Annotated in this window: 17 protein-coding genes; 12 read left to right on the forward strand and 5 right to left on the reverse strand. The window is 64.0% G+C overall.

What is annotated here, in order from left to right:
* The first annotated feature begins 141 nt into the window (after positions 1–141).
* From PXJ20_RS28980 to PXJ20_RS28990, 3 genes are all read left to right on the forward strand, one after another.
* Entirely contained in the window at positions 142–945 is an 804-nt protein-coding gene (locus PXJ20_RS28980; RefSeq protein WP_421032128.1) for a FadR/GntR family transcriptional regulator, read from the forward strand.
* A gap of 145 nt (positions 946–1,090) precedes the next feature.
* Positions 1,091–2,425, forward strand: a complete 1,335-nt coding sequence (gene argG, locus PXJ20_RS28985; protein WP_199544990.1) for an argininosuccinate synthase — start codon at positions 1,091–1,093, stop codon at positions 2,423–2,425.
* A gap of 235 nt (positions 2,426–2,660) precedes the next feature.
* Positions 2,661–3,695, forward strand: a complete 1,035-nt coding sequence (locus PXJ20_RS28990; RefSeq protein ID WP_421057461.1) for a hypothetical protein — start codon at positions 2,661–2,663, stop codon at positions 3,693–3,695.
* 107 nt (positions 3,696–3,802) lie between these two features.
* Here PXJ20_RS28990 and PXJ20_RS28995 read toward each other — a convergent pair whose 3' ends face one another.
* Positions 3,803–4,432: a transglycosylase SLT domain-containing protein gene (locus tag PXJ20_RS28995; RefSeq protein ID WP_421032659.1), complete on the reverse strand. Its 630-nt coding sequence runs from the start codon at positions 4,430–4,432 to the stop codon at positions 3,803–3,805.
* Between the two features lie 326 nt (positions 4,433–4,758).
* Here PXJ20_RS28995 and PXJ20_RS29000 point away from each other — a divergent pair, with 326 nt between their 5' ends.
* Positions 4,759–5,616, forward strand: a complete 858-nt coding sequence (locus tag PXJ20_RS29000; protein ID WP_421032130.1) for a class I SAM-dependent methyltransferase — start codon at positions 4,759–4,761, stop codon at positions 5,614–5,616.
* Positions 5,617–5,760: 144 nt separating this feature from the next.
* Here the strand turns inward: PXJ20_RS29000 and PXJ20_RS29005 are convergent, their stop codons facing one another.
* Positions 5,761–7,029: an MFS transporter gene (locus PXJ20_RS29005; protein WP_421032131.1), complete on the reverse strand. Its 1,269-nt coding sequence runs from the start codon at positions 7,027–7,029 to the stop codon at positions 5,761–5,763.
* Positions 7,030–7,227: 198 nt separating this feature from the next.
* On the opposite strand from PXJ20_RS29005, the gene PXJ20_RS29010 reads away from it, so the two are divergent.
* From PXJ20_RS29010 to PXJ20_RS29020, 3 genes are all read left to right on the forward strand, one after another.
* Positions 7,228–7,950 (forward strand): GntR family transcriptional regulator, encoded by a 723-nt coding sequence (locus tag PXJ20_RS29010; protein ID WP_413215949.1) that lies wholly within the window; start codon positions 7,228–7,230, stop codon positions 7,948–7,950.
* 106 nt (positions 7,951–8,056) lie between these two features.
* Complete coding sequence (locus tag PXJ20_RS29015) at positions 8,057–9,391, forward strand: MFS transporter (protein ID WP_421032132.1); 1,335 nt, start codon at positions 8,057–8,059, stop codon at positions 9,389–9,391.
* Between the two features lie 64 nt (positions 9,392–9,455).
* Entirely contained in the window at positions 9,456–10,346 is an 891-nt protein-coding gene (locus tag PXJ20_RS29020) for an amidohydrolase family protein (protein ID WP_421032133.1), read from the forward strand.
* 72 nt (positions 10,347–10,418) lie between these two features.
* Here PXJ20_RS29020 and PXJ20_RS29025 read toward each other — a convergent pair whose 3' ends face one another.
* Positions 10,419–10,712 (reverse strand): DUF1330 domain-containing protein, encoded by a 294-nt coding sequence (locus tag PXJ20_RS29025; protein ID WP_017775482.1) that lies wholly within the window; start codon positions 10,710–10,712, stop codon positions 10,419–10,421.
* Positions 10,713–10,825: 113 nt separating this feature from the next.
* Positions 10,826–11,320 carry a RidA family protein gene (locus PXJ20_RS29030; RefSeq protein WP_421032134.1) on the reverse strand — a complete coding sequence of 165 codons (495 nt, stop codon included), beginning with the start codon at positions 11,318–11,320 and terminating at the stop codon, positions 10,826–10,828.
* Between the two features lie 377 nt (positions 11,321–11,697).
* Between PXJ20_RS29030 and PXJ20_RS29035 the strand changes: the two genes are divergently transcribed.
* Positions 11,698–14,028: a putative bifunctional diguanylate cyclase/phosphodiesterase gene (locus tag PXJ20_RS29035; RefSeq protein ID WP_421032135.1), complete on the forward strand. Its 2,331-nt coding sequence runs from the start codon at positions 11,698–11,700 to the stop codon at positions 14,026–14,028.
* A gap of 156 nt (positions 14,029–14,184) precedes the next feature.
* The gene (locus tag PXJ20_RS29040; RefSeq protein ID WP_017775485.1) at positions 14,185–14,526 is read left to right on the forward strand and encodes a hypothetical protein; all 342 of its coding nucleotides are present in this window, start codon (positions 14,185–14,187) and stop codon (positions 14,524–14,526) included.
* Positions 14,527–14,594: 68 nt separating this feature from the next.
* On the opposite strand, the gene PXJ20_RS29045 is transcribed toward PXJ20_RS29040, so the two are convergent.
* The gene (locus tag PXJ20_RS29045; RefSeq protein WP_421032136.1) at positions 14,595–15,557 is read right to left on the reverse strand and encodes a PTS sugar transporter subunit IIA; all 963 of its coding nucleotides are present in this window, start codon (positions 15,555–15,557) and stop codon (positions 14,595–14,597) included.
* Positions 15,558–15,907: 350 nt separating this feature from the next.
* On the opposite strand from PXJ20_RS29045, the gene PXJ20_RS29050 reads away from it, so the two are divergent.
* From PXJ20_RS29050 to PXJ20_RS29060, 3 genes are all read left to right on the forward strand, one after another.
* Complete coding sequence (locus PXJ20_RS29050) at positions 15,908–16,120, forward strand: ParD-like family protein (RefSeq protein ID WP_017775487.1); 213 nt, start codon at positions 15,908–15,910, stop codon at positions 16,118–16,120.
* Positions 16,117–16,884: a type I methionyl aminopeptidase gene (map, locus tag PXJ20_RS29055; protein WP_017775488.1), complete on the forward strand. Its 768-nt coding sequence runs from the start codon at positions 16,117–16,119 to the stop codon at positions 16,882–16,884. The genes PXJ20_RS29050 and map overlap by 4 nt, the downstream gene beginning before the upstream one ends.
* Positions 16,885–17,291: 407 nt before the next feature.
* Positions 17,292–17,804: AAA family ATPase (locus PXJ20_RS29060; protein ID WP_421057462.1), on the forward strand; the 513-nt coding region annotated here is incomplete at its 3' end.

Consider the following 17,804-nt stretch of genomic DNA (forward strand, 5'->3'; position numbering starts at 1 on the left):
GAGTCGCTGATATCCAGTTTCGTGCCGCGGCGGGGCGGCGGGGACTGTGGCGCATCATTCTCCGTTCCGCCATTTGGGACAAACTGGTTGGACCACTGCTCAAAATCGCGGCACAATGGCGACCTTGACGAGGACTGGACGATGGCGGAAACAGGGCATGCACGCGGCCGCGTGGAAGCGGTGATGCGAACCATGGAAACGGCGCTGCTGAACGGTAGCTGGCCGGCGGGCGCACGGCTGCCGGGCGAGCGGGACCTCGCGGCGCAGTACGGCGTGTCGCGCAACACGGTGCGCGAAGCGATCCAGCGGCTTGCCGCGCGCGGGCTGCTACAGAGCCGGCACGGCACCGGCGTGTTCGTGACCGAACAGTTGCGCACGGGCGTTGCGTCGCCGTGGGGGCAGCTGATTGGCGATCATCCCGCGCTGCGCGACGACATTCTCGAGTTTCGCCGTGTGCTGGAAGGCGCAACCGCGTATTTCGCGGCGCTGCGCGCGGGCCCGGAGGATATTGCGCGCATCCGCGCGGAACTGGCCGCACTCGAACGCAGCCGCGCCACGGACGACAAGGCGGCCGAGGCGAGCGCCGACACGCGGCTGCACGAGGCCATCGCGCTCGCGTCGCACAACGCGATGTTCCTGCATCTGCACACGAGCGTGCTGAGCGTACTGCGCGAGCACATCACGATTCACGGCACGGGCTTGCGCGAGCAGGGCGACGAATCGTCGGCGATGCTGCTGCAGCAACATCGCACGCTCTGCGACGCGATCTGCGCGGGCCGGCCCGAGGAGGCGCGCACCGCGATGCAGGGGCATATCGACTTCGTGCGCGGCCGGCTGGCCGACGAGGTTGCACGGGCCAAAAGTGGTCGGACCTCGCCCGATTTGGCCGCACAGCGCAGCGTTGTGCCCTCCGGTATTCGGGTAAACACAGGGGGTACGCCGTGATGATCGGGACGTCCTAAGCGTCTCTCAGGCGCCATTTGCGCCCCGCAATTTCCTTTCGATAACCTGTCGAACCTTGCCCGGAACCGCCACACAGCGGATACTTGCACATTTCCCCTCTTCCAGACTCCATTCAGCGGTTATCCGTATGACCACAATTCTCGAAAGTCTCCCGGCCGGGCAGAAGGTCGGCATCGCGTTCTCCGGCGGCCTCGACACCAGCGCGGCACTGCACTGGATGCGGCTCAAGGGCGCCGTGCCGTTCGCGTACACCGCGAACCTGGGCCAGCCCGACGAGGACGACTACGACTCGATCCCGAAGCGCGCCATCCAGTACGGCGCAGAAGGCGCCCGGCTGATCGACTGCCGCGCCCAGCTCGTCGCCGAGGGAATCGCAGCGCTGCAATGTGGGGCATTCCATATCTCGACCGCGGGCGTTACCTACTTCAACACCACGCCGATCGGCCGTGCCGTCACGGGCACCATGCTGGTCGCGGCGATGAAGGAAGACGGCGTCAACATCTGGGGCGACGGCAGCACGTACAAGGGCAACGACATCGAGCGCTTCTACCGCTACGGCCTGCTCGTGAACCCGGACCTGAAGATCTACAAGCCGTGGCTCGACCAGCAGTTCATCGACGAGCTGGGCGGCCGCGCCGAGATGTCCGAGTTCATGCGCCGCGCGGGCTTCGAGTACAAGATGTCGGCGGAAAAGGCCTATTCGACGGATTCGAACCTGCTCGGCGCCACGCACGAAGCGAAGGACCTGGAGAGCCTGGAAAGCGGCATCAAGATCGTGAACCCCATCATGGGCGTGCCGTTCTGGCGCGACGAGGTGCAGATCGCGAAGGAAGAGATCACGGTGCGCTTCGAGGAAGGCCAGCCGGTGGCGCTCAACGGCGTGACGTACACCGACGCCGTGGAATTGCTGCTTGAGGCCAACCGCATTGGCGGCCGTCACGGTCTGGGCATGAGCGACCAGATCGAAAACCGCATCATCGAAGCGAAGAGCCGCGGCATCTACGAAGCCCCGGGCCTCGCGCTGCTCTACATCGCGTACGAGCGCCTCGTCACCGGCATCCATAACGAAGACACCATCGAGCAATACCGCGACCACGGGCGCCGTCTGGGCCGGTTGCTGTATCAGGGCCGCTGGTTCGATCCGCAGGCCATCATGCTGCGCGAAACGGCGCAACGCTGGGTGGCACGCGCCATCACGGGCGAGGTCACCATCGAACTGCGCCGCGGCAACGACTACTCGATCCTCAGCACGCGTTCGCCGAACCTCACGTACCAACCCGAACGCCTTTCGATGGAAAAGGTGGCTTCCACGTTCTCGCCGCGCGACCGCATTGGCCAACTGACGATGCGCAACCTCGATATCAAGGACACGCGCGACAAGCTGCGCATCTATTCGCAGGTCGGCCTGCTCGCTGCGGGCGAAGCGTCGGCGCTGCCGCAGATCAAGGACGACACGAAGTAATCTGCTGTGCCCGGATGTGTGCGGGCACAGGAAGAAAAGGGGCGCTGAGGCGCCCCTTTTTTGTTGGCGTGAGGCGCGCCGATGTTGGCGTATAGCGATGCGTTCCACGTTGTCGGCCCAGCGATCGAACCGCCGAAGCCGGCTTCGGATGCCCGGCCATGTCTTCGCGATCCCCCTCCGCGCGGCGGGCATGCTGCTACGCTGGGATTCACTTTCATTCGCGCAGGAGAACCCCATGGCTGAGCGCATTCGGAGCGACTTGTCGCGGTACGGTCCGTTCGTTCCTGATCCTGTCGCGCTGGACGAATCGCCAGAGGCGCGCGCTACGCCGACGGCGCAGTCCGTTCCGGCGTTAGCGGCGACCCTTGTCGGGCTTACGCAGATCGGGTCACGAACGCCTTCCGACGCCGTCTCGCCTGCAGCGGCCGCAGCCGTGGCGGGCGCCGCCGGAGCGGCGCCGCTTCAGGCGGCGACCTGGAACGGCGCGCAGTTTCGCATCAAGTCCGCCGAACCGGTTGTGGGAGCCTTGTTGCAGCAAGACTCCCTGCCGGTGAACGCAAAGCCGCTGTTTGAGGTCCGCGCCGCAGAACGCCCCGCGTTCGACGTGCTGCGCAGCCAGGCGGACGCCATTCGTGCTGCGTTGCGCAAGGTGCTGCGCGAGCGTGACCTTGCGGCCAACACGACGCTTTTGCCGTTTGTCTTCAAGCATGCCGATGGCCGCTACCGCATAGGGATTGCGGGCAACAGCAAAGCAGCGCTCGATCTGCTGAACGACGCAAAGGTGAAGCCGCTGGTGGCGGGCCACGTCGTGGTGCCGATGCAAAAGGGCGCTGACGCGCCGGCCTACCCGCGCTCGCGCAACGACAAGCTGGACGAGACCACGGCGCACCATGCCGAACAGCAGGCGCTGCGCTGGGCGGACAACCGCGCGGACGTGCAGGGCATCGCGTATTTCGCGCCCACGGCGCACGTGTGCGAGGGGTGCCTGCAAAGCATCTACGAGCGCGCGCCATACGACCGGACCGCCCAGGCCTTCACGTTCGATCCCGATGAAGCGATCGCGCGCGAGGCCCGCGCACCGGAGTTTTTCAAGAAGGAGATATTGCCGGCGTGGCTCATTCCGGGCGGCAAGGACCGGGCGGTGAAGGCGTTGCAGCGAGCAGTCGATGGTACGAAACCGACGCTGAAAAGCGTCGCGGCGCATTTCGGCATTTCGCCTCGCACGCTCGCCAAATGGAGCAAGGAGCGTCAGCGCGACGGGAAATCGTAGCGGCGCGGTCTGGGTGCGTTGTGTTGTAGCGGCGGCTTTCCGCCGGGAAGGCGAATCGCGACGAACCCGCGGATGTTCCCGGCGAGCGCGCGCCGGATGGGCTGGGGTTACTGCGTCCTGTCGGCGCTGCTTGCGGCGGGGGCCACGTCGAAGTCCTTCGCGCGCAGGCTCACCTTTTTCGCGTAGGCCGACGAGCCGCCGTAGCTCTTCAGTGCGGCGCCCACATCGCCGCGCGCGGACTGTAGATACCCGTGCAGGATGGCGGAGCCGGCGTCGATGTTGTCCGACGCCTCGTTGAGGTCCATGTTTTTGACGAGTTGCCTGTGTGCTGCGGGTACCACCTGCATGAGGCCCGTTGCGCCGTGCGCGCCGCGGGCCGTTTCCTTGAAGCGCGATTCGATCGAAATGATGGCGAGTACGAGTGCCGGCGGCAGCGAATACTTTTCGGCCGACGTCATCACCGCCGACGAGATGCGCTGAGCCTTTTCGCGCGCGAGGCCGAACTTCGCCATCAGCATGGCGGAAATCTTGTGCATCTGGGTCGCCACGGGTCCCGCGATGGGCTCTGCCACGGAGCTGGCGTCCGATGCCGCGGTGCTCGTGGCCGATGCCAGCGGCATGCTGGCCGCGGCATCGCGGCTGTCCGCAATCGTGGCCGACGCCGTTGCTGTATCACTGGTGAGGGCATGCGCGCGCACGGGCTCTTCGGCGCCGGCGTGCAGGCAGATCCCTAACATGAACAGCAGTGCGTAAGAGGGTCGGCTCATCGGCTGAAGTGAAGTGGGGTGGACCGGCATTATAGCGGCGGCAATATCCTGCATGCTCAAGCCTCGAGGGCGCGGTTCGCATGCCGAACCGCTGCGGGGCAAGCGTTGTACTGAAGGACGAAGGAAACAGAGAAACACCTGCACCACGGTTCAGGTGGATTGCCGGCGGTACCCGTGCGCAGCCGTGACACGTCAGGCGAATGCCTGCCCGAATGCACGGAGGTGCCGGTCGCTACACTACCGCGCGACATTGCGCCCGCGAGGGCAGGAGACGCATTTGCTGGAGGAGGACCATCATGCGTGACAGGCAGACCGAGGCGCCCGACAGCACGGCCGTGCGGGTGGCGTTATGGCGTGCCATGCACGTTCAGGTCGACGCGCCACCGCACGTGATCGAAGACGAAGTCGGACTGCAACTGGCTAACCCGGACGGGAACTGGCGCGAACGTCCCGACATGCATCCGCAGGGCACGCGGGGCTATCGGGCGTCCATCGTGGGCCGGGCCCGCTTCGTCGAAGATCTCGTCGCCGAACAGGCCGGCCGGGGCGTAACGCAGTACGTCCTACTCGGCGCGGGGCTGGACACCTTCGCGCAACGCAGGCCCGAGATTGCCGCGCGCATGACCGTGTTCGAAGTCGATCAACCGGGCGCTCAGACATGGAAGCGGCAGCGTCTGGAAGAACTCGGCTTCGGCGTGCCCGCCTGGTTGCGGCTCGTGCCCGTGGATTTCGAGGCCGGCGCATCGTGGTGGGAGCGCATCGTCGCGGCGGGGTTCGACGCGGGGCGGCCCGCAATCGTGTCGTCGACGGGCGTGTCGATGTATCTGACGCGCGACGCCGTTGCCGCGATGCTGCGCCAGATCGCCGGGCTCGCGCCGGGTTCGACCTTCGCCATGACGTTCCTTCTGCCCCTCGATCTCATCGACCCTGCTGAGCGCGCCCAGCATGAAATGGTGTATGAGCGGGCGCGGGCGGCCGGCACGCCGTTCCTGAGCTTTTTCCGTCCAGCGGAAATACTGGAACTGGCACGTGCAACGGGTTTCAACGAGGCGCGCTACGTGTCCACAGAAGACATCGTTGCGCGCTATTTCAGCGGGCGAAGCGACGGGCTCCGGCCATCGAGCGGCGAGGCGTTCCTCGTGGCGACGACGTAGCGGGGCACGCTCGCGCACAGGCATCCTGCTTCACGCAGATGCACTGGCGTGCCGGCGCGGCAAGCCAGTGCACGTGATCGCACGGGCACGCTGCAGCAGCGGTTGCGTGTTTACGGATGGCGGCCCGGCGCTACCCGTTCGCGTTCATTGCCCCGCCGAGATGCCCACCTGCTCGCGCCGTCCGCTGGAAGCACTGGCCACCAGCATGCCCGCGCCGAGAAGCGCGAGACACACCACCGGAACGAGCATCGGCGCACCAGCGTTGCCTGCCACCTTGCCCACATAGGGCATCAGGTTCTGGGCAAAGAAGCCGCCAAGATTGCCGATGGAGTTGATCGCGGCGATGCTTGCCGCAGCACGCGCGCCGCTAAAAAAGCGTGGCGGCAACGACCAGAAGCACGGGTAGAGCAATGGAATGCATGCGCCGCCCAGCACGAGTGCAGCGAATCGCAGCGGCAGGCCGGGCAACACGAGGCTCAGAGCGAAGCCGATGACGCCGATGCCGGCCACGATCGCCATCGCCTTGAGCACCACGCCTTCGCGCTTGAGCCTCGCGGGCAGCCACAGCAGCAGAAGTGCACCCAGTGCCCACGGAATCATGTTCAGCAGGCCGTTCGTGGATGAAGCGATTCCACCGCTCTTGAGCAGCGTGGGCAGCCAGTACGTCACGCCATAGAGCGAAGTCGACATCAGCATGTAGGCGCCCGCGAACATCAGCACGCGCCAGTCGATGAACGCGCGCCACGGATGCCCGGATACCGTGCCGGCGGGCGCTTCGCGCTTGAGTGCGGCGAGCACGATCTGCTTCTCGTCCGCGGAAAGAAAGCGTGCGCGTTCGACGGATTCGGGCAGGAACCGCAGTGCGACCAGTGCGACGATGACGGCAGGCGCGCCCGTCGCCATAAACACCCACTGCCAGCCGGCGAAGCCGAATTGGCCATCGAGCGACAGCAGGAGTCCGCCTGCAAGCGACCCCAGCATGTTCGCGAGCGCGCTGCCCAGCGTGAAGAAGCCCAGCATGCGGGTGCGCTGGCTCTGCGGGAACCACAGCGTCAGATAGAAGATCACGCCCGGATAGAAACCGGCCTCGGCCACGCCGAGCGCAAACCGGAACACGTAGAAGAGTGTCGTGGAATGCGTGAAAGCCATCGCCACCGTGATCACGCCCCACGTGGCCATGATGCGCGCGAGCCAGAGGCGGGCGCCGAAGCGGTGAAGCGCCAGGGTGCTGGGCACCTCGAACAGCAGATAGCCGATGAAGAACAGCGAGGCGCCAAGGCCATACGCCGTCTCCGTCATGCCGAGTGCGTGCACCATCTGCAGCTTCGCGAAGCCGACGTTCTGCCGGTCGATAAAGGCAATCAGGAACATGACCACGAGCAGCGGCATCTGCCGGCGCGCAATCTTTTTCATGACAGCCTGCTCGGATAAGGGGGGATGGTTCACAACAGGTCTCCGGAATTGGAATTCATATATATGATTGGTTGAATTGGAATGCAGGCCAATGGGTATAAACCCGTCCTCGCTTGGAAAGGCCTGATGCGCGGGTTAGTCCCTATCCGTCGAACAGCCAATTCATGCAAACATATATATGAATTAAGGAGAATCATGATGCATGCGGACGACCGGCTCCCTCGCTACCAGCAAGTGCGCGATGAACTCGTGGCACTCATCGCGGCTCACCACTGGCGACCGGGTGAGGCCATTCCCACCGAACAGGCACTGGCGAAGCAATACGACGTAGCCGTCGGCACCGTGCGCAAGGCCGTGGATCTGCTCGTGGCCGAAGGTCTGCTCGAGCGCTTCCAGGGGCGAGGAACTTTCGTGCGTCGCGCCAGTTTCGACAGCTCACTGTTCCGGTTCTTCCGCTTCCAGACGCGGCAGGGCGAACGGCGCATTCCCGAGAGCCGCATCCTGCGGCGCGAGGTCGTTGAAGCGCCGTCTGCCGTGGCCGCCACCTTGCAGATTCCGAACGGCGGCAAGGCGATCCAGATGTCCCGGCTACGGTTGATCGATGGCGTGCCGATGCTGACCGAAGAAATCTGGCTGCCTTTTGACCGCTTTGCTGCCTTCATGCAGCTCGAACTGGAGCAGATCGGCGATCTGCTTTATCCGGTGTATGAAGCGCAGTGCAATCAGATCATCGCGTCGGCCACGGAAACGCTCACGGTGGAGGCCATCGGGCCACTGCATGCGCGACTGTTGCGCATCGAACCCGGCACGCCCGCCGTGGTGATCGAGCGTCTCGCATATGGATACGATCGGCAGCCGCTGGAATGGCGGCGTTCCCGCGGGCCGGCAAGCGAGTTCATCTATCAGGCCGAGATTCGCTAGCACGTGCAAAGCGTTTCAATGCACGTGAATGCACTGCACTGAAATACAGCCGCACCACAACGATTAAACGATTCCCGTAGCGGAATTCAGGACACAGGAGACAGCCATGTCCGGTTGGTTCAGGGAAATATCCGCCAACGAGCGGCGCACGTTCTGGGCATGCTTTGGCGGTTGGGCGCTTGATGCGCTCGACGTGCAGATGTTCAGCCTCGTAATTCCGGCGATCATCGCCCAGTGGTCGATCAGCCGCACGGAGGCCGGTCTTGTGAGCGGCGCGACGCTCGTCGCGTCGGCGCTGGGCGGATGGATTGCGGGCATGCTCTCGGACCGAGTGGGCCGCGTGAAGACGTTGCAGTGGACCGTGGCCTGCTTTGCCGTCTTCACGTTTCTTTGTGCGTTCGCGCAGAACTATCCGCAGTTCCTCGTGCTGAAGACGCTGCAAGGGTTTGGTTTCGGCGGCGAGTGGGCCGCGGGTGCCGTGCTCATGGCGGAAACGATTCGCGCCGAGCATCGCGGCAAGGCAATGGGCAGCGTGCAAAGCGCGTGGGCAGTCGGCTGGGGTGCCGCGGTGCTGCTCTATGCCTTGATGTTTTCCGTCATGCCGGCGGCCACCGCATGGCGCGCCATGTTCGCCCTCGGCATTCTGCCCGCGCTGCTTATCGTCTATGTGAGGCGTGGTGTGCAGGAACCCGATGCAACTGCATTGAAGTGCACCGGCCAGAACACGCGCAGTGCAGATGCATCGGCGGATGAACCGGCACTCGATGCAGTGTTCGGCATCTTCTCGCCGCAGGTGCTTCGCATGACACTGATCGGCGCACTGCTCGGCGTCGGCGCGCATGGCGGCTACTACGCGCTGATGACCTGGCTGCCCACGTATCTGAAAACCGAACGTCATCTCTCGGTGCTGGGCACGGGCGCGTATCTGGCGGTGGTCATCGTCGCGTTCTTCGTGGGGTGTCTTGTGTGTGCGCAACTGCTCGATCGCATCGGGCGGCGCACGACGATTCTGGCCTTTGCGATCTGCTGCGTCGTTACGGTGGTCGTCTATCTGTTCATGCCGCTCAGCAACGCGGCCATGCTCGTGCTCGGGTTTCCGTTGGGCTTCTTCGCGGCCGGCATTCCGGCGAGCATGGGCGCGCTGTTCAACGAGTTGTATCCGCATGGCATTCGCGGAACGGGCGTGGGCTTCTGCTATAACTTCGGCCGCGTCGTGTCGGCGGGCTTTCCCGTGCTGGTGGGCCATATGTCCGCGAACATGTCGCTCGGTACGGCCATCGGCATCGATGCCGCGCTCGCTTATTCGATCGTCGTCCTGTCGGTGCTGATGCTGCCTGAAACGCGCGGCCGCACGCTCGGTGGCCTGCCCGCGGGCTCATCGGACGAAGCCGCCTGCGAAGCGGAAGGGGCGCATCGGTTTTCGCAGGCGCATCGTCACTGAGCGCGCCTCGCCGTAGCAACGCCTGCCGAGCGGCGGCAAGAGAATGTGTAGTGGAGGAACCTCAATGATCGTAACGTCCGGTGCGGCTTCGGTTCGCCGTGATGCGGAGCGGCCCGCACGCGAGCCGTTTGCCGTGACCGCCATCGACGCGCACGCGCACGTGTTCGAACGCGGCCTGCCGCTCGCCGCGCATCGCCGGTATGTGCCCGACTACGACGCGCCGCTCCCGGCGTATTTCGCGCAGCTCGACGGCTGCGGCGTATCACACGGCGTGCTCGTGCAACCCAGTTTTCTCGGAACGGATTGCAGCTATCTGCTGGCCGCGCTGCGCCGTGAGCCCCGGCGGCTTCGCGGCGTTGCCGTGATCGAGCCCGACTGCGGCTTCGGCACGCTTGCAGCGATGGCCGAAGCAGGGGTGGTCGGCATTCGACTGAACCTGATCGGCTTGCCGGACGCGCCACTCTCAAGTCACATTGCGCCGGGCACACTCGCGCACATTCGCGAACTGGGCTGGCATGTCGAGGTGCACGCGGAGGCCGCGCGCATCGAGGGGATCGTTGCGCCGCTATTGGAGCGCGGCGTGGAGGTGGTGGTCGATCATTTTGGTCGACCGGAACCTGAACTCGGCGTGAGAGACCCGGGGTTGCGTCGATTGCTCGAAATAACGCGAAGCGGGCGGGTGTGGGTCAAAGTGTCCGCGGCGTATCGCAACAGCGTGGGCGACTCGGGCGAAGCGTTCGCGCGTGAGGCGTTGTCTCTCTTGAAGGAAGCTGCGACAGTGGAGCGACTCATGTGGGGCAGCGACTGGCCACACACGCAGTTCGAAGCATCCGCGAACTTTGCGTCGACCTTCGGTATCGCGCAGCGGCTCTTCAGCGGGGAAGCCGAGCGCCGTGCGGTGCTGTGCACCACAGCGGCACACTTCTACGGCTTTCGCGAAGCAACCGTGCGCTGATCTATCGATACGAATCGACGTGCGAGGGCGGCGCCGGCTTTCATCCGCACCCTCGCACGCGTGGCGGCCCGCTTATCCCTTCACGCCTTCCACGAGCACCGCGCGATAACGCGAACCCTTGAAACGATGCTGGGCAACCTGCTGGTAGGCCGGGCTGTCGTACCACGCGCGCGCTGCCTGCGTATCGGGGAATTCGACGACCACCACGCCTTCGGGCGCATCGCCTTCAAGCACCTGCTGCGGTCCGTATGCCGCGAGCACCTTGATCGGATGGCCCTTGAACGTCTCGCCTACCTTCTTCATGTAAGTGTCGAGTTCGCCCTGATCCTGCGTGCTTTCGCGCGTGAACACGATGTACGTCGCCATGGCCTGCCTCCTTTCTCCGTTTGGGGTCTGGCGATGATGCCACGAAACCGCGAGCGCTGTTGAAGGCGGCGCAGCCCACGCAAGAGGCGCGGCAGCGCAGCGGCGTATCGCGTTCAGCGTGGCTTGCCGGCGTCTTCGAGCACCGCCACAAGATCCAGCTCCACCGTCGCGTTCTTCGGCAACTGGTACACGCCCACCGAGGTTCGTGTATGCCGCCCCGCGTCGCCCAGCACAGCGTGCAGCACGTCCGACGCACCGTCGGCCACTTCGCTTTGCAGCGTGAAGTCCGCTGCGCATTGCACGTAGACGGTGATCCGCAGGATGCGGCGTATGCAATCGAGCGACCCGGCTTCGCGCGCCAGCAGTGCCAGCGCGCGCATCACGCAAACCTGCGCGGCGCGTTGCGCATCGGCAAGCGAGACGTCAGCGCCTGCGCGTCCCGTTACGACCACCGCGTTGTCTACACGCGGAATCTGTCCTGAAACATAGACCTCGCTGTCGTTGCGCATGACAGGCACGTAGTGCCCGCCTACCTTGATTTCGCCGTCGAAGCGATAACCGAGCGTGGCAGCGATGTCGTCGAATCGGGTTTGTCGTGAAGAGTTCATGTCGCAGGCATGCGGCTGAATGGAAGAGCGTGCAGCGTAGCATTCCGGATGCATGGCTGCCATCGCGGCCGTCTCGGTACGATCAGCGTGCGATGCGGCATCAAGCGTCAATAGTGGCAGGCGCCATCGCTCTCGAAAGCCGTATAGTCCGACAAATCGACGCGGTCGCAGCGTGCACCGCGTCTGGGCATCTCCTGACGCGAATCCGCACACGAACGCTCACGCCCGTCAGCCGGAGTGCCTATACTTCACACGCTTTGCGCGCATTCTGGTCGAACCATCGCCGTGACGCGGACACCATCCGTGTAAGCCCGACTCAACCATGCCGGGATCCTGCCGTTAACGGACAGGGGAGCAATCCAATCATGAAGCGTCCAATGAGCGCAGATAAGGACACGGGTTCAGGGGCCAGCAAGGCTCGCTACGGTTCGGCTCTTGCCGAAGAAGTGCTCGCCTCCGAGCAGACGGTGCTACGCCTCATCACGCGCAACACGCCTTTGCCGGCGTTGCTCGAGGAGGTGTGCCGCCGCGCCGAGGCGCTGCTCGGCCACGAGGCGCGATGCTCGATCCTCCTGCTCGACGCCGAAGGGCGTCACATGCTGGTGGGCGCAGCGCCGTCGTTGCCGAAGGACTACAGCAACGCGATAGAGGGGCTCGAGATCGGCCCTGACGTCGGGTCGTGCGGCACGGCAATGTTCGAGCGGCGCATGGTGATCGTCGAGGACATCGCGACCGATCCGCTATGGGCGCCGTTCAAGGCGCTGGCTTTGCCGCATGGCTTGCGCGCGTGCTGGTCCGTGCCTTTCGAAGACGAGTCGGGCAAGGTGTTGGGCGCATTCGGCGTCTATTACCGCACGCCGCGCGGGCCTACTGCGCAGGAAGAAGCGATTCTGCGCGACATCAGCAGCAGTGTGGGCCTTGCCGTCCATCAGGACGCCATCGCGCGGCGGCTCGCACAGAGCGAGGAATACCACCGGCTCGTCGTCAATCATCTCAACGAAGGCATCGTGGTGCAGACGCCCGCCGGTGAGGTCATTGCGTGCAATCCCAGCGCGCATCGCATGCTGCATGCGAGCGGCAATCTCGTGGGACGGCAGATCGGCAGCGTCATTCTGCGCGCGTGCCGCGAAGACGGAACCGTCATCGAGGAAGCGGACCAGCCGACGCGCTGGGTGCTCGCGAGCGGCAAGCCTCTCGTGGGCCTTACGCTTTCGCTCGATCTCGTGGACGGCGACACGGTGTGGATTACCGAAAACGTCGTGCCCATCATCAAGCCGGGCGAGAGCGAGCCGAGCGCGGTGTTGATCTCGTTCAACGACATCGGCCCGGTTCGCGCGGCCCAGCAGCAGCTTCGATATCTCGCCACACGCGACTCGCTCACGGGGCTCTACAACCGCGCGTATCTTGCAGACCGCATGCGCGAGATGCTCGACCCTGCGGGCGCGCCCGATGCGCTGGACGCGCTGGCGAGAGCGGCCCGGCCCGAGCATGCCGCGGTGCTTTTCATCGACCTGGACGGCTTCAAGAAAGTCAACGACACCGCCGGCCACGATGCGGGCGACGCGTTGCTCTGCAGCGTCGCGCAGCGGCTGGCGGGCTGCGTGCGCGCGGAGGACACGCTTGCGCGCGTGGGCGGAGACGAGTTCGTGATGCTCGTCGCCGATCATGGCGGCCCGGACGCGCTCGCGCGGCTCGCACGCCGCGTGGTGGACACCGTGGCCGTACCGTTCGCGGTGGCGGGCAACGAGTACTACCTGGGCGCGTCCATCGGTATCAGCCTCTTTCCCGAGCACGGCCGCGATGCGACCACGCTGATGCGCAACGCCGACGCCGCGATGTATCACGCGAAACAGCACGGTCGTAATCAATTCCAGTTCTTCACGGAGCAGTTGAACCGGCATCTGCAACGCCGCTTCACGATCGAGCGTGCACTGCGGCGTGCGATGGCAGCGGGCGACCTGAGCCTCGTCTACCAGCCCATCGTCGACGGACGATGCAGCCGCACGGCCGGCGCCGAGGCGCTGCTGCGGCTCAACGACCCGGAGCTCGGCCCCGTGACGCCCGCCGAGTTCATCCCCGTAGCAGAAGACACCGGGCTCATCGTGCCGATGGGCCGCTGGGTGATCGAACAGGCCTGCGCGCAGGCCGCGGAATGGCGCCGCACGCTCGCGCCGGACCTTGTGGTCGCCGTGAATCTCTCGCCGCGTCAGCTCAACGACGACCTCGTCGAACACGTCGCGCAGACGTTGGCGCGCACGGGCCTCGCGCCGGGCGCGCTCGAACTCGAAATTACCGAAGGCCTGTTGATGCGCGACAGCGAGACCGTGCTGCCCATGCTGAAGGCGCTCACGGACATGGGCGTGCACATCAGCGTGGACGACTTCGGCACGGGCTACTCGTCGCTCTCGTATCTGAAGCGCTTTCCGCTGCACAACCTCAAGATCGATCGTTCGTTCGTGAATGGCTTGCCCGATCATCGCGATTCGGTGGCGATTACGAGTGCCGTGGTGGCGATGGCGCATTCGCTCGGTATGACAGTGACGGCCGAAGGCGTGGAAACACGCGAACAGGCGCTATTTCTTCGGTCTATCGGCTGCGACAAGCAGCAGGGCTACTTCTTCAGCCGGCCCATGCCCGCATGCACCTACGCGGAGCGGCTGATGGCGCCGCCTGTCGGGCTGGGCGTGCTCAACGAAATGAGCGCCTGACTGTGGCGGTTGAGGTTGCGCAGGCACACTGACGCTGTGCCCGATTGCCGCGTTGGCCGACCCTTTTCGGCCAGATGCGGTATTTTTGTGTTTTGTTTACTCCACGAAGACTATGCTCTAGCCATCTCCACTGGCAGGGCAACCTCGCAGAACACAATGGCTCCGATTCAACCGGCCCGGGCGTTCGAGAGCGGCGCAGACCGCAATGAACCCCGCGCCCCGCGCAACAACGTCATCCCCTTTCCTTCTTCCCGCGTCCTGCTGCCCATTACGCTCGATTGCGCGAATGCCGCATCGACGCGCGAGCGACTCACGGCGCTGCTCCATTCCGCGCTGGGCGTGTACGTCGCGCATACGCAAGCCGTGCATGACGGCACACGTGTCGGGGTGCGCGTGCACCTCGACATCTCGCCCGACGATCTCGACTTTGCCATTCATACGTTGATTGCCACGGTGCCCGAGGCGACCATCGGGCATGTGAGACGGCGCACGGCGTAAGCGCTGCGCGTGTGACGCGGCGGGTGACAGGCCGGACGTTTGTTCGTGAAGCGCGACGGGCTGCGCGTTCAGGCGTCGGTAGAGTCGTTGCCGCTAGTGTTGCCGCTGCGGTTTTGCGGGAGCGGGACGATGACCTGCGAGCCGGCGATCGATGTGCCCCGTTGAGCCGATGCGTCAACGCCGTTGTCTTCGTTCGCTTCGCCTGGCGGCGATGTCGATGCGGCGTTTGTCCCGGACTTTCGTTCATACGCGCTTTGTTCATACGCGCCGCCGAACAACCGGCATACCGCAGTCGCGTCGGCACATGCGTGCAGTTGATCCCGAAAGCGCTGATCGCAAAAGCGCTGCGCGACGTCTGCGAGCAGATGCAGGTGCGTGCTCGTCGCCCATTCCGGCACGAGCAGCATCACGACGTCGCGCACGGGCTTCGCGTCGGGTGCATCGAACGCGATAGGCGTGGCGAGCCGAGCGTAGAGCGCCACGGCTTCGCGCAATCCTTTGACCTGCCCGTGCGGCACGGCCACCCCCTGACCCAGACCCGTCGACCCCATTGTTTCGCGCGCGGCGAGCGCCGACGTGACCGTATCGGCGGGCAGGCCCGCTTTATGTTCGGCGAGTTCGCCGAGCCGTGCGAACAGCGTTTCGCGATCCGCGATTTCCAGATCGAGCAGCACACGTGCGGGCGAAAGCAGCCGCGCCAGCGTCGCGCCGGCCTGTCCAGCCTCTTGGCTGGCTGAGTCTGCGGGCGATTCGGCGCGCGCACGCGCGTCGCCGTGGATGAGGTCCTGCCAGGCGCCAGTGGGCGCGGCCGGAATTTCGAGCAACCGACCGATTTCGGCCGTGGGCGCCAGATGTGCCACGCGCAGCATCGCGCCGCTCACCGCGGACTTCGGCAGGTACAGCGAAAGACGCACGCGGCCGGCGGCGTGCAGGGAGGTGAGGCGCAGCGTCCAGGGCTGGTCGCAGCAGTCGCGGATCAGCGCCTTGCGCAACGGCGTGGCGTGCTGCGGGTCCACGGTGACGTGCATCATCACGTAGCGGCTCGTGGATGGGGGGCGACGGGTGTCGTGGGTGACAGGCGGTTTGGATGCGATCGGTTTGCCGTGGCGGGCCATGCCGGCGATGTCGGTTCGCGGTTTGCGGATTTTCAGGAGAGCCATTTTCAGAAGAGCCCCAAGGGCGCGCAGGGCGGACAGCGGGTGCGTCATGGGGGACTCGTGGTGCTGGGGGGGAGGTTTGAAGACTATACGGGAGGTGGGGGCGTTATCGACCCGGAGCGGTCCTCGTCAGGATAGTTGCGGGCGTCTCCTGCCGGAAAGCCCTTGCACTCCCGTCCGATTTGAATATACGATTAGTATATGTTTCGTATATGGAGGGGCGAGTGGGCATTGTCAATATCGACGACGATTTGCACGATCAGATACGAAAGGCAAGTGCAGTGTCGTGCAGGTCAATTAACGCGCAAGCTGCTTTCTGGATCAAGGTCGGCATGTTGTGCGAAATGAATCCGACGATGGGTTTCAATGAGATCGTCGCACAGGAAATGCGAGCCGCTGGCGTTGTAGCACCAGCCATCAAGGCGACTTCGATATGACCAAGAGACCGGAAGAAATCGCATTACTGGCGGAGTCGGGCAAGTTGCTGGCGAATGTGTTCGGCTATCTGGATCAATTGAGCTTGATCGGCATGTCCACGATGCAGGTGAACGATCTGGTCGATAGCTTCATCGTCAATGAACTCGACGCACGCCCAGCAAGCAAGGGACAGTACGGGTATGCCTACGCGCTCAATTCTTCCCGCAACAACGTGGTCTGCCATGGCGTTCCGTCCACGACAGATATCTTGCAAAGCGGGGACATCGTTAATTTCGACATCACGTTAGAGAAAAATGGCTATATCGCTGATTCCAGCAAAACGTACCTTGTTGGTGACGTGTCGCCGCGGGCTAAACAGCTCGTGCAAGTGACTTACGAAGCGATGTGGAAGGGGATTAGCGCCGTTCGTCCAGGCGCGAGGCTTGGCGATGTGGGTTATGCCATCGAGCGGCACGCTCGGAGAAACGGCTATTCGGTCGTAAGAGAATATTGCGGGCATGGCATTGGGCGGGAAATGCACGAGGATCCACAGGTGCTGCACTGGGGAAAACCGAAAACGGGTTTGATGTTGCGGGAAGGCATGGTATTCACCATCGAACCGATGATTAACCAGGGACGTTCCGCCGTTTGGACTGAAGACGATGGCTGGACGGTTGTTACACGCGATGGGCAACTGTCCGCGCAGTTCGAGCACACCGTAGCCGTGACCCGAAACGGCGTACGTGTCTTAACGCTGCGTCCCGAGGAAACGATGCTCAATTGACGGCTCGGCAACCACGCGTTGGCGCATACGGGCGCGAGGTCGTCATTCGTGGCGGCTCGCCGATCGTCAATGGACATCGGTCGGGCGATTGAGTAAGTCTGCTCATGGCCGGCTCGCGTCCGATGCCAAGTGCGGCGATCGGCGGGGGCGCGGCCAAAGGGCATAGATCGACCCAATCCGGACGTACGTTGGTTTACGCTGCCAATGGCAAGAAACTGAGTCGAGCGGACGGAGAGCCAGCTTTTTGTCCGGCGGCGCGCTAAAAGTCGTCGCTTGACACCTCGCGCGGCCTTCCGCAAAACGTCGCACACGGCTTTCCCAGAAAATGCTTTCGCATAAAATGAAGACATCGTGTCAACGATCCGCGCCCGACCGCATAACCGATAACAACCGCTCAGCGAACGGAAATGTCCAAATCCCTAGTCGAATTCAAACGCTTCTTGACCAAATCGGCCCCGACTCTGTCCGAACACGAGAAAAAGCTGGCCAATCTGATACTGGGTGGGTTCGACGAAGTCGCATCGGTCGGGACGGCCGGAGGTCGGCGCGGGAAAGTCTTGGCGAAACTGATCGTCGCCAAGGGGGAGGCAGCGCCTTCGGCACTCGAAATCGTGGCGGACGAAGCGAAAGCAAACGAGAGGGAGATCGTCCGGCTTACCAAATTGGAGGTCGAGCATTTTCGTGGGTTTTCCGAGAGGCACACTTTCGAATTCAAAAACCCGTACACGTTCGTCTACGGGCCGAACGGGACCGGAAAGTCGAGTCTCTGTGAGGCGCTCGAATATGGATTGCTTGCCTCGATCCATGAAGCGGATTCGAAGCGGATCCCCGTCTCGGACTACATCAGGAACGCAACATCGAGGAAGTCGGCAAAACCCGTTCTGTACGGAGATACCGCGAGAGAGAATGGAATCGAAGTG

Origin of the sequence: Paraburkholderia sp. A1RI_3L (assembly GCF_048957895.1) — a bacterium.
In the GTDB taxonomy this organism is placed as follows: Bacteria; Pseudomonadota; Gammaproteobacteria; order Burkholderiales; family Burkholderiaceae; genus Paraburkholderia; species Paraburkholderia kururiensis.

Excerpts from the sequence above, each read along its gene's own strand:
- PXJ20_RS29030 (WP_421032134.1), bottom strand. The coding sequence starts at position 11,320 with ATGAACTCTTCACGACAAACCCGATTCGACGACATCGCTGCCACGCTC.
- PXJ20_RS29010 (WP_413215949.1), top strand. The coding sequence starts at position 7,228 with ATGCATGCGGACGACCGGCTCCCTCGCTACCAGCAAGTGCGCGATGAA.
- argG (WP_199544990.1), top strand. The coding sequence starts at position 1,091 with ATGACCACAATTCTCGAAAGTCTCCCGGCCGGGCAGAAGGTCGGCATC.
- PXJ20_RS29005 (WP_421032131.1), bottom strand. The coding sequence starts at position 7,029 with ATGAAAAAGATTGCGCGCCGGCAGATGCCGCTGCTCGTGGTCATGTTC.
- PXJ20_RS28980 (WP_421032128.1), top strand. The coding sequence starts at position 142 with ATGGCGGAAACAGGGCATGCACGCGGCCGCGTGGAAGCGGTGATGCGA.
- PXJ20_RS29040 (WP_017775485.1), top strand. The coding sequence starts at position 14,185 with ATGGCTCCGATTCAACCGGCCCGGGCGTTCGAGAGCGGCGCAGACCGC.
- PXJ20_RS28995 (WP_421032659.1), bottom strand. The coding sequence starts at position 4,432 with ATGTTAGGGATCTGCCTGCACGCCGGCGCCGAAGAGCCCGTGCGCGCG.
- map (WP_017775488.1), top strand. The coding sequence starts at position 16,117 with ATGACCAAGAGACCGGAAGAAATCGCATTACTGGCGGAGTCGGGCAAG.
- PXJ20_RS29025 (WP_017775482.1), bottom strand. The coding sequence starts at position 10,712 with ATGGCGACGTACATCGTGTTCACGCGCGAAAGCACGCAGGATCAGGGC.
- PXJ20_RS29035 (WP_421032135.1), top strand. The coding sequence starts at position 11,698 with ATGAGCGCAGATAAGGACACGGGTTCAGGGGCCAGCAAGGCTCGCTAC.
- PXJ20_RS29045 (WP_421032136.1), bottom strand. The coding sequence starts at position 15,557 with ATGATGCACGTCACCGTGGACCCGCAGCACGCCACGCCGTTGCGCAAG.
- PXJ20_RS29015 (WP_421032132.1), top strand. The coding sequence starts at position 8,057 with ATGTCCGGTTGGTTCAGGGAAATATCCGCCAACGAGCGGCGCACGTTC.
- PXJ20_RS29020 (WP_421032133.1), top strand. The coding sequence starts at position 9,456 with ATGATCGTAACGTCCGGTGCGGCTTCGGTTCGCCGTGATGCGGAGCGG.
- PXJ20_RS28990 (WP_421057461.1), top strand. The coding sequence starts at position 2,661 with ATGGCTGAGCGCATTCGGAGCGACTTGTCGCGGTACGGTCCGTTCGTT.
- PXJ20_RS29000 (WP_421032130.1), top strand. The coding sequence starts at position 4,759 with ATGCGTGACAGGCAGACCGAGGCGCCCGACAGCACGGCCGTGCGGGTG.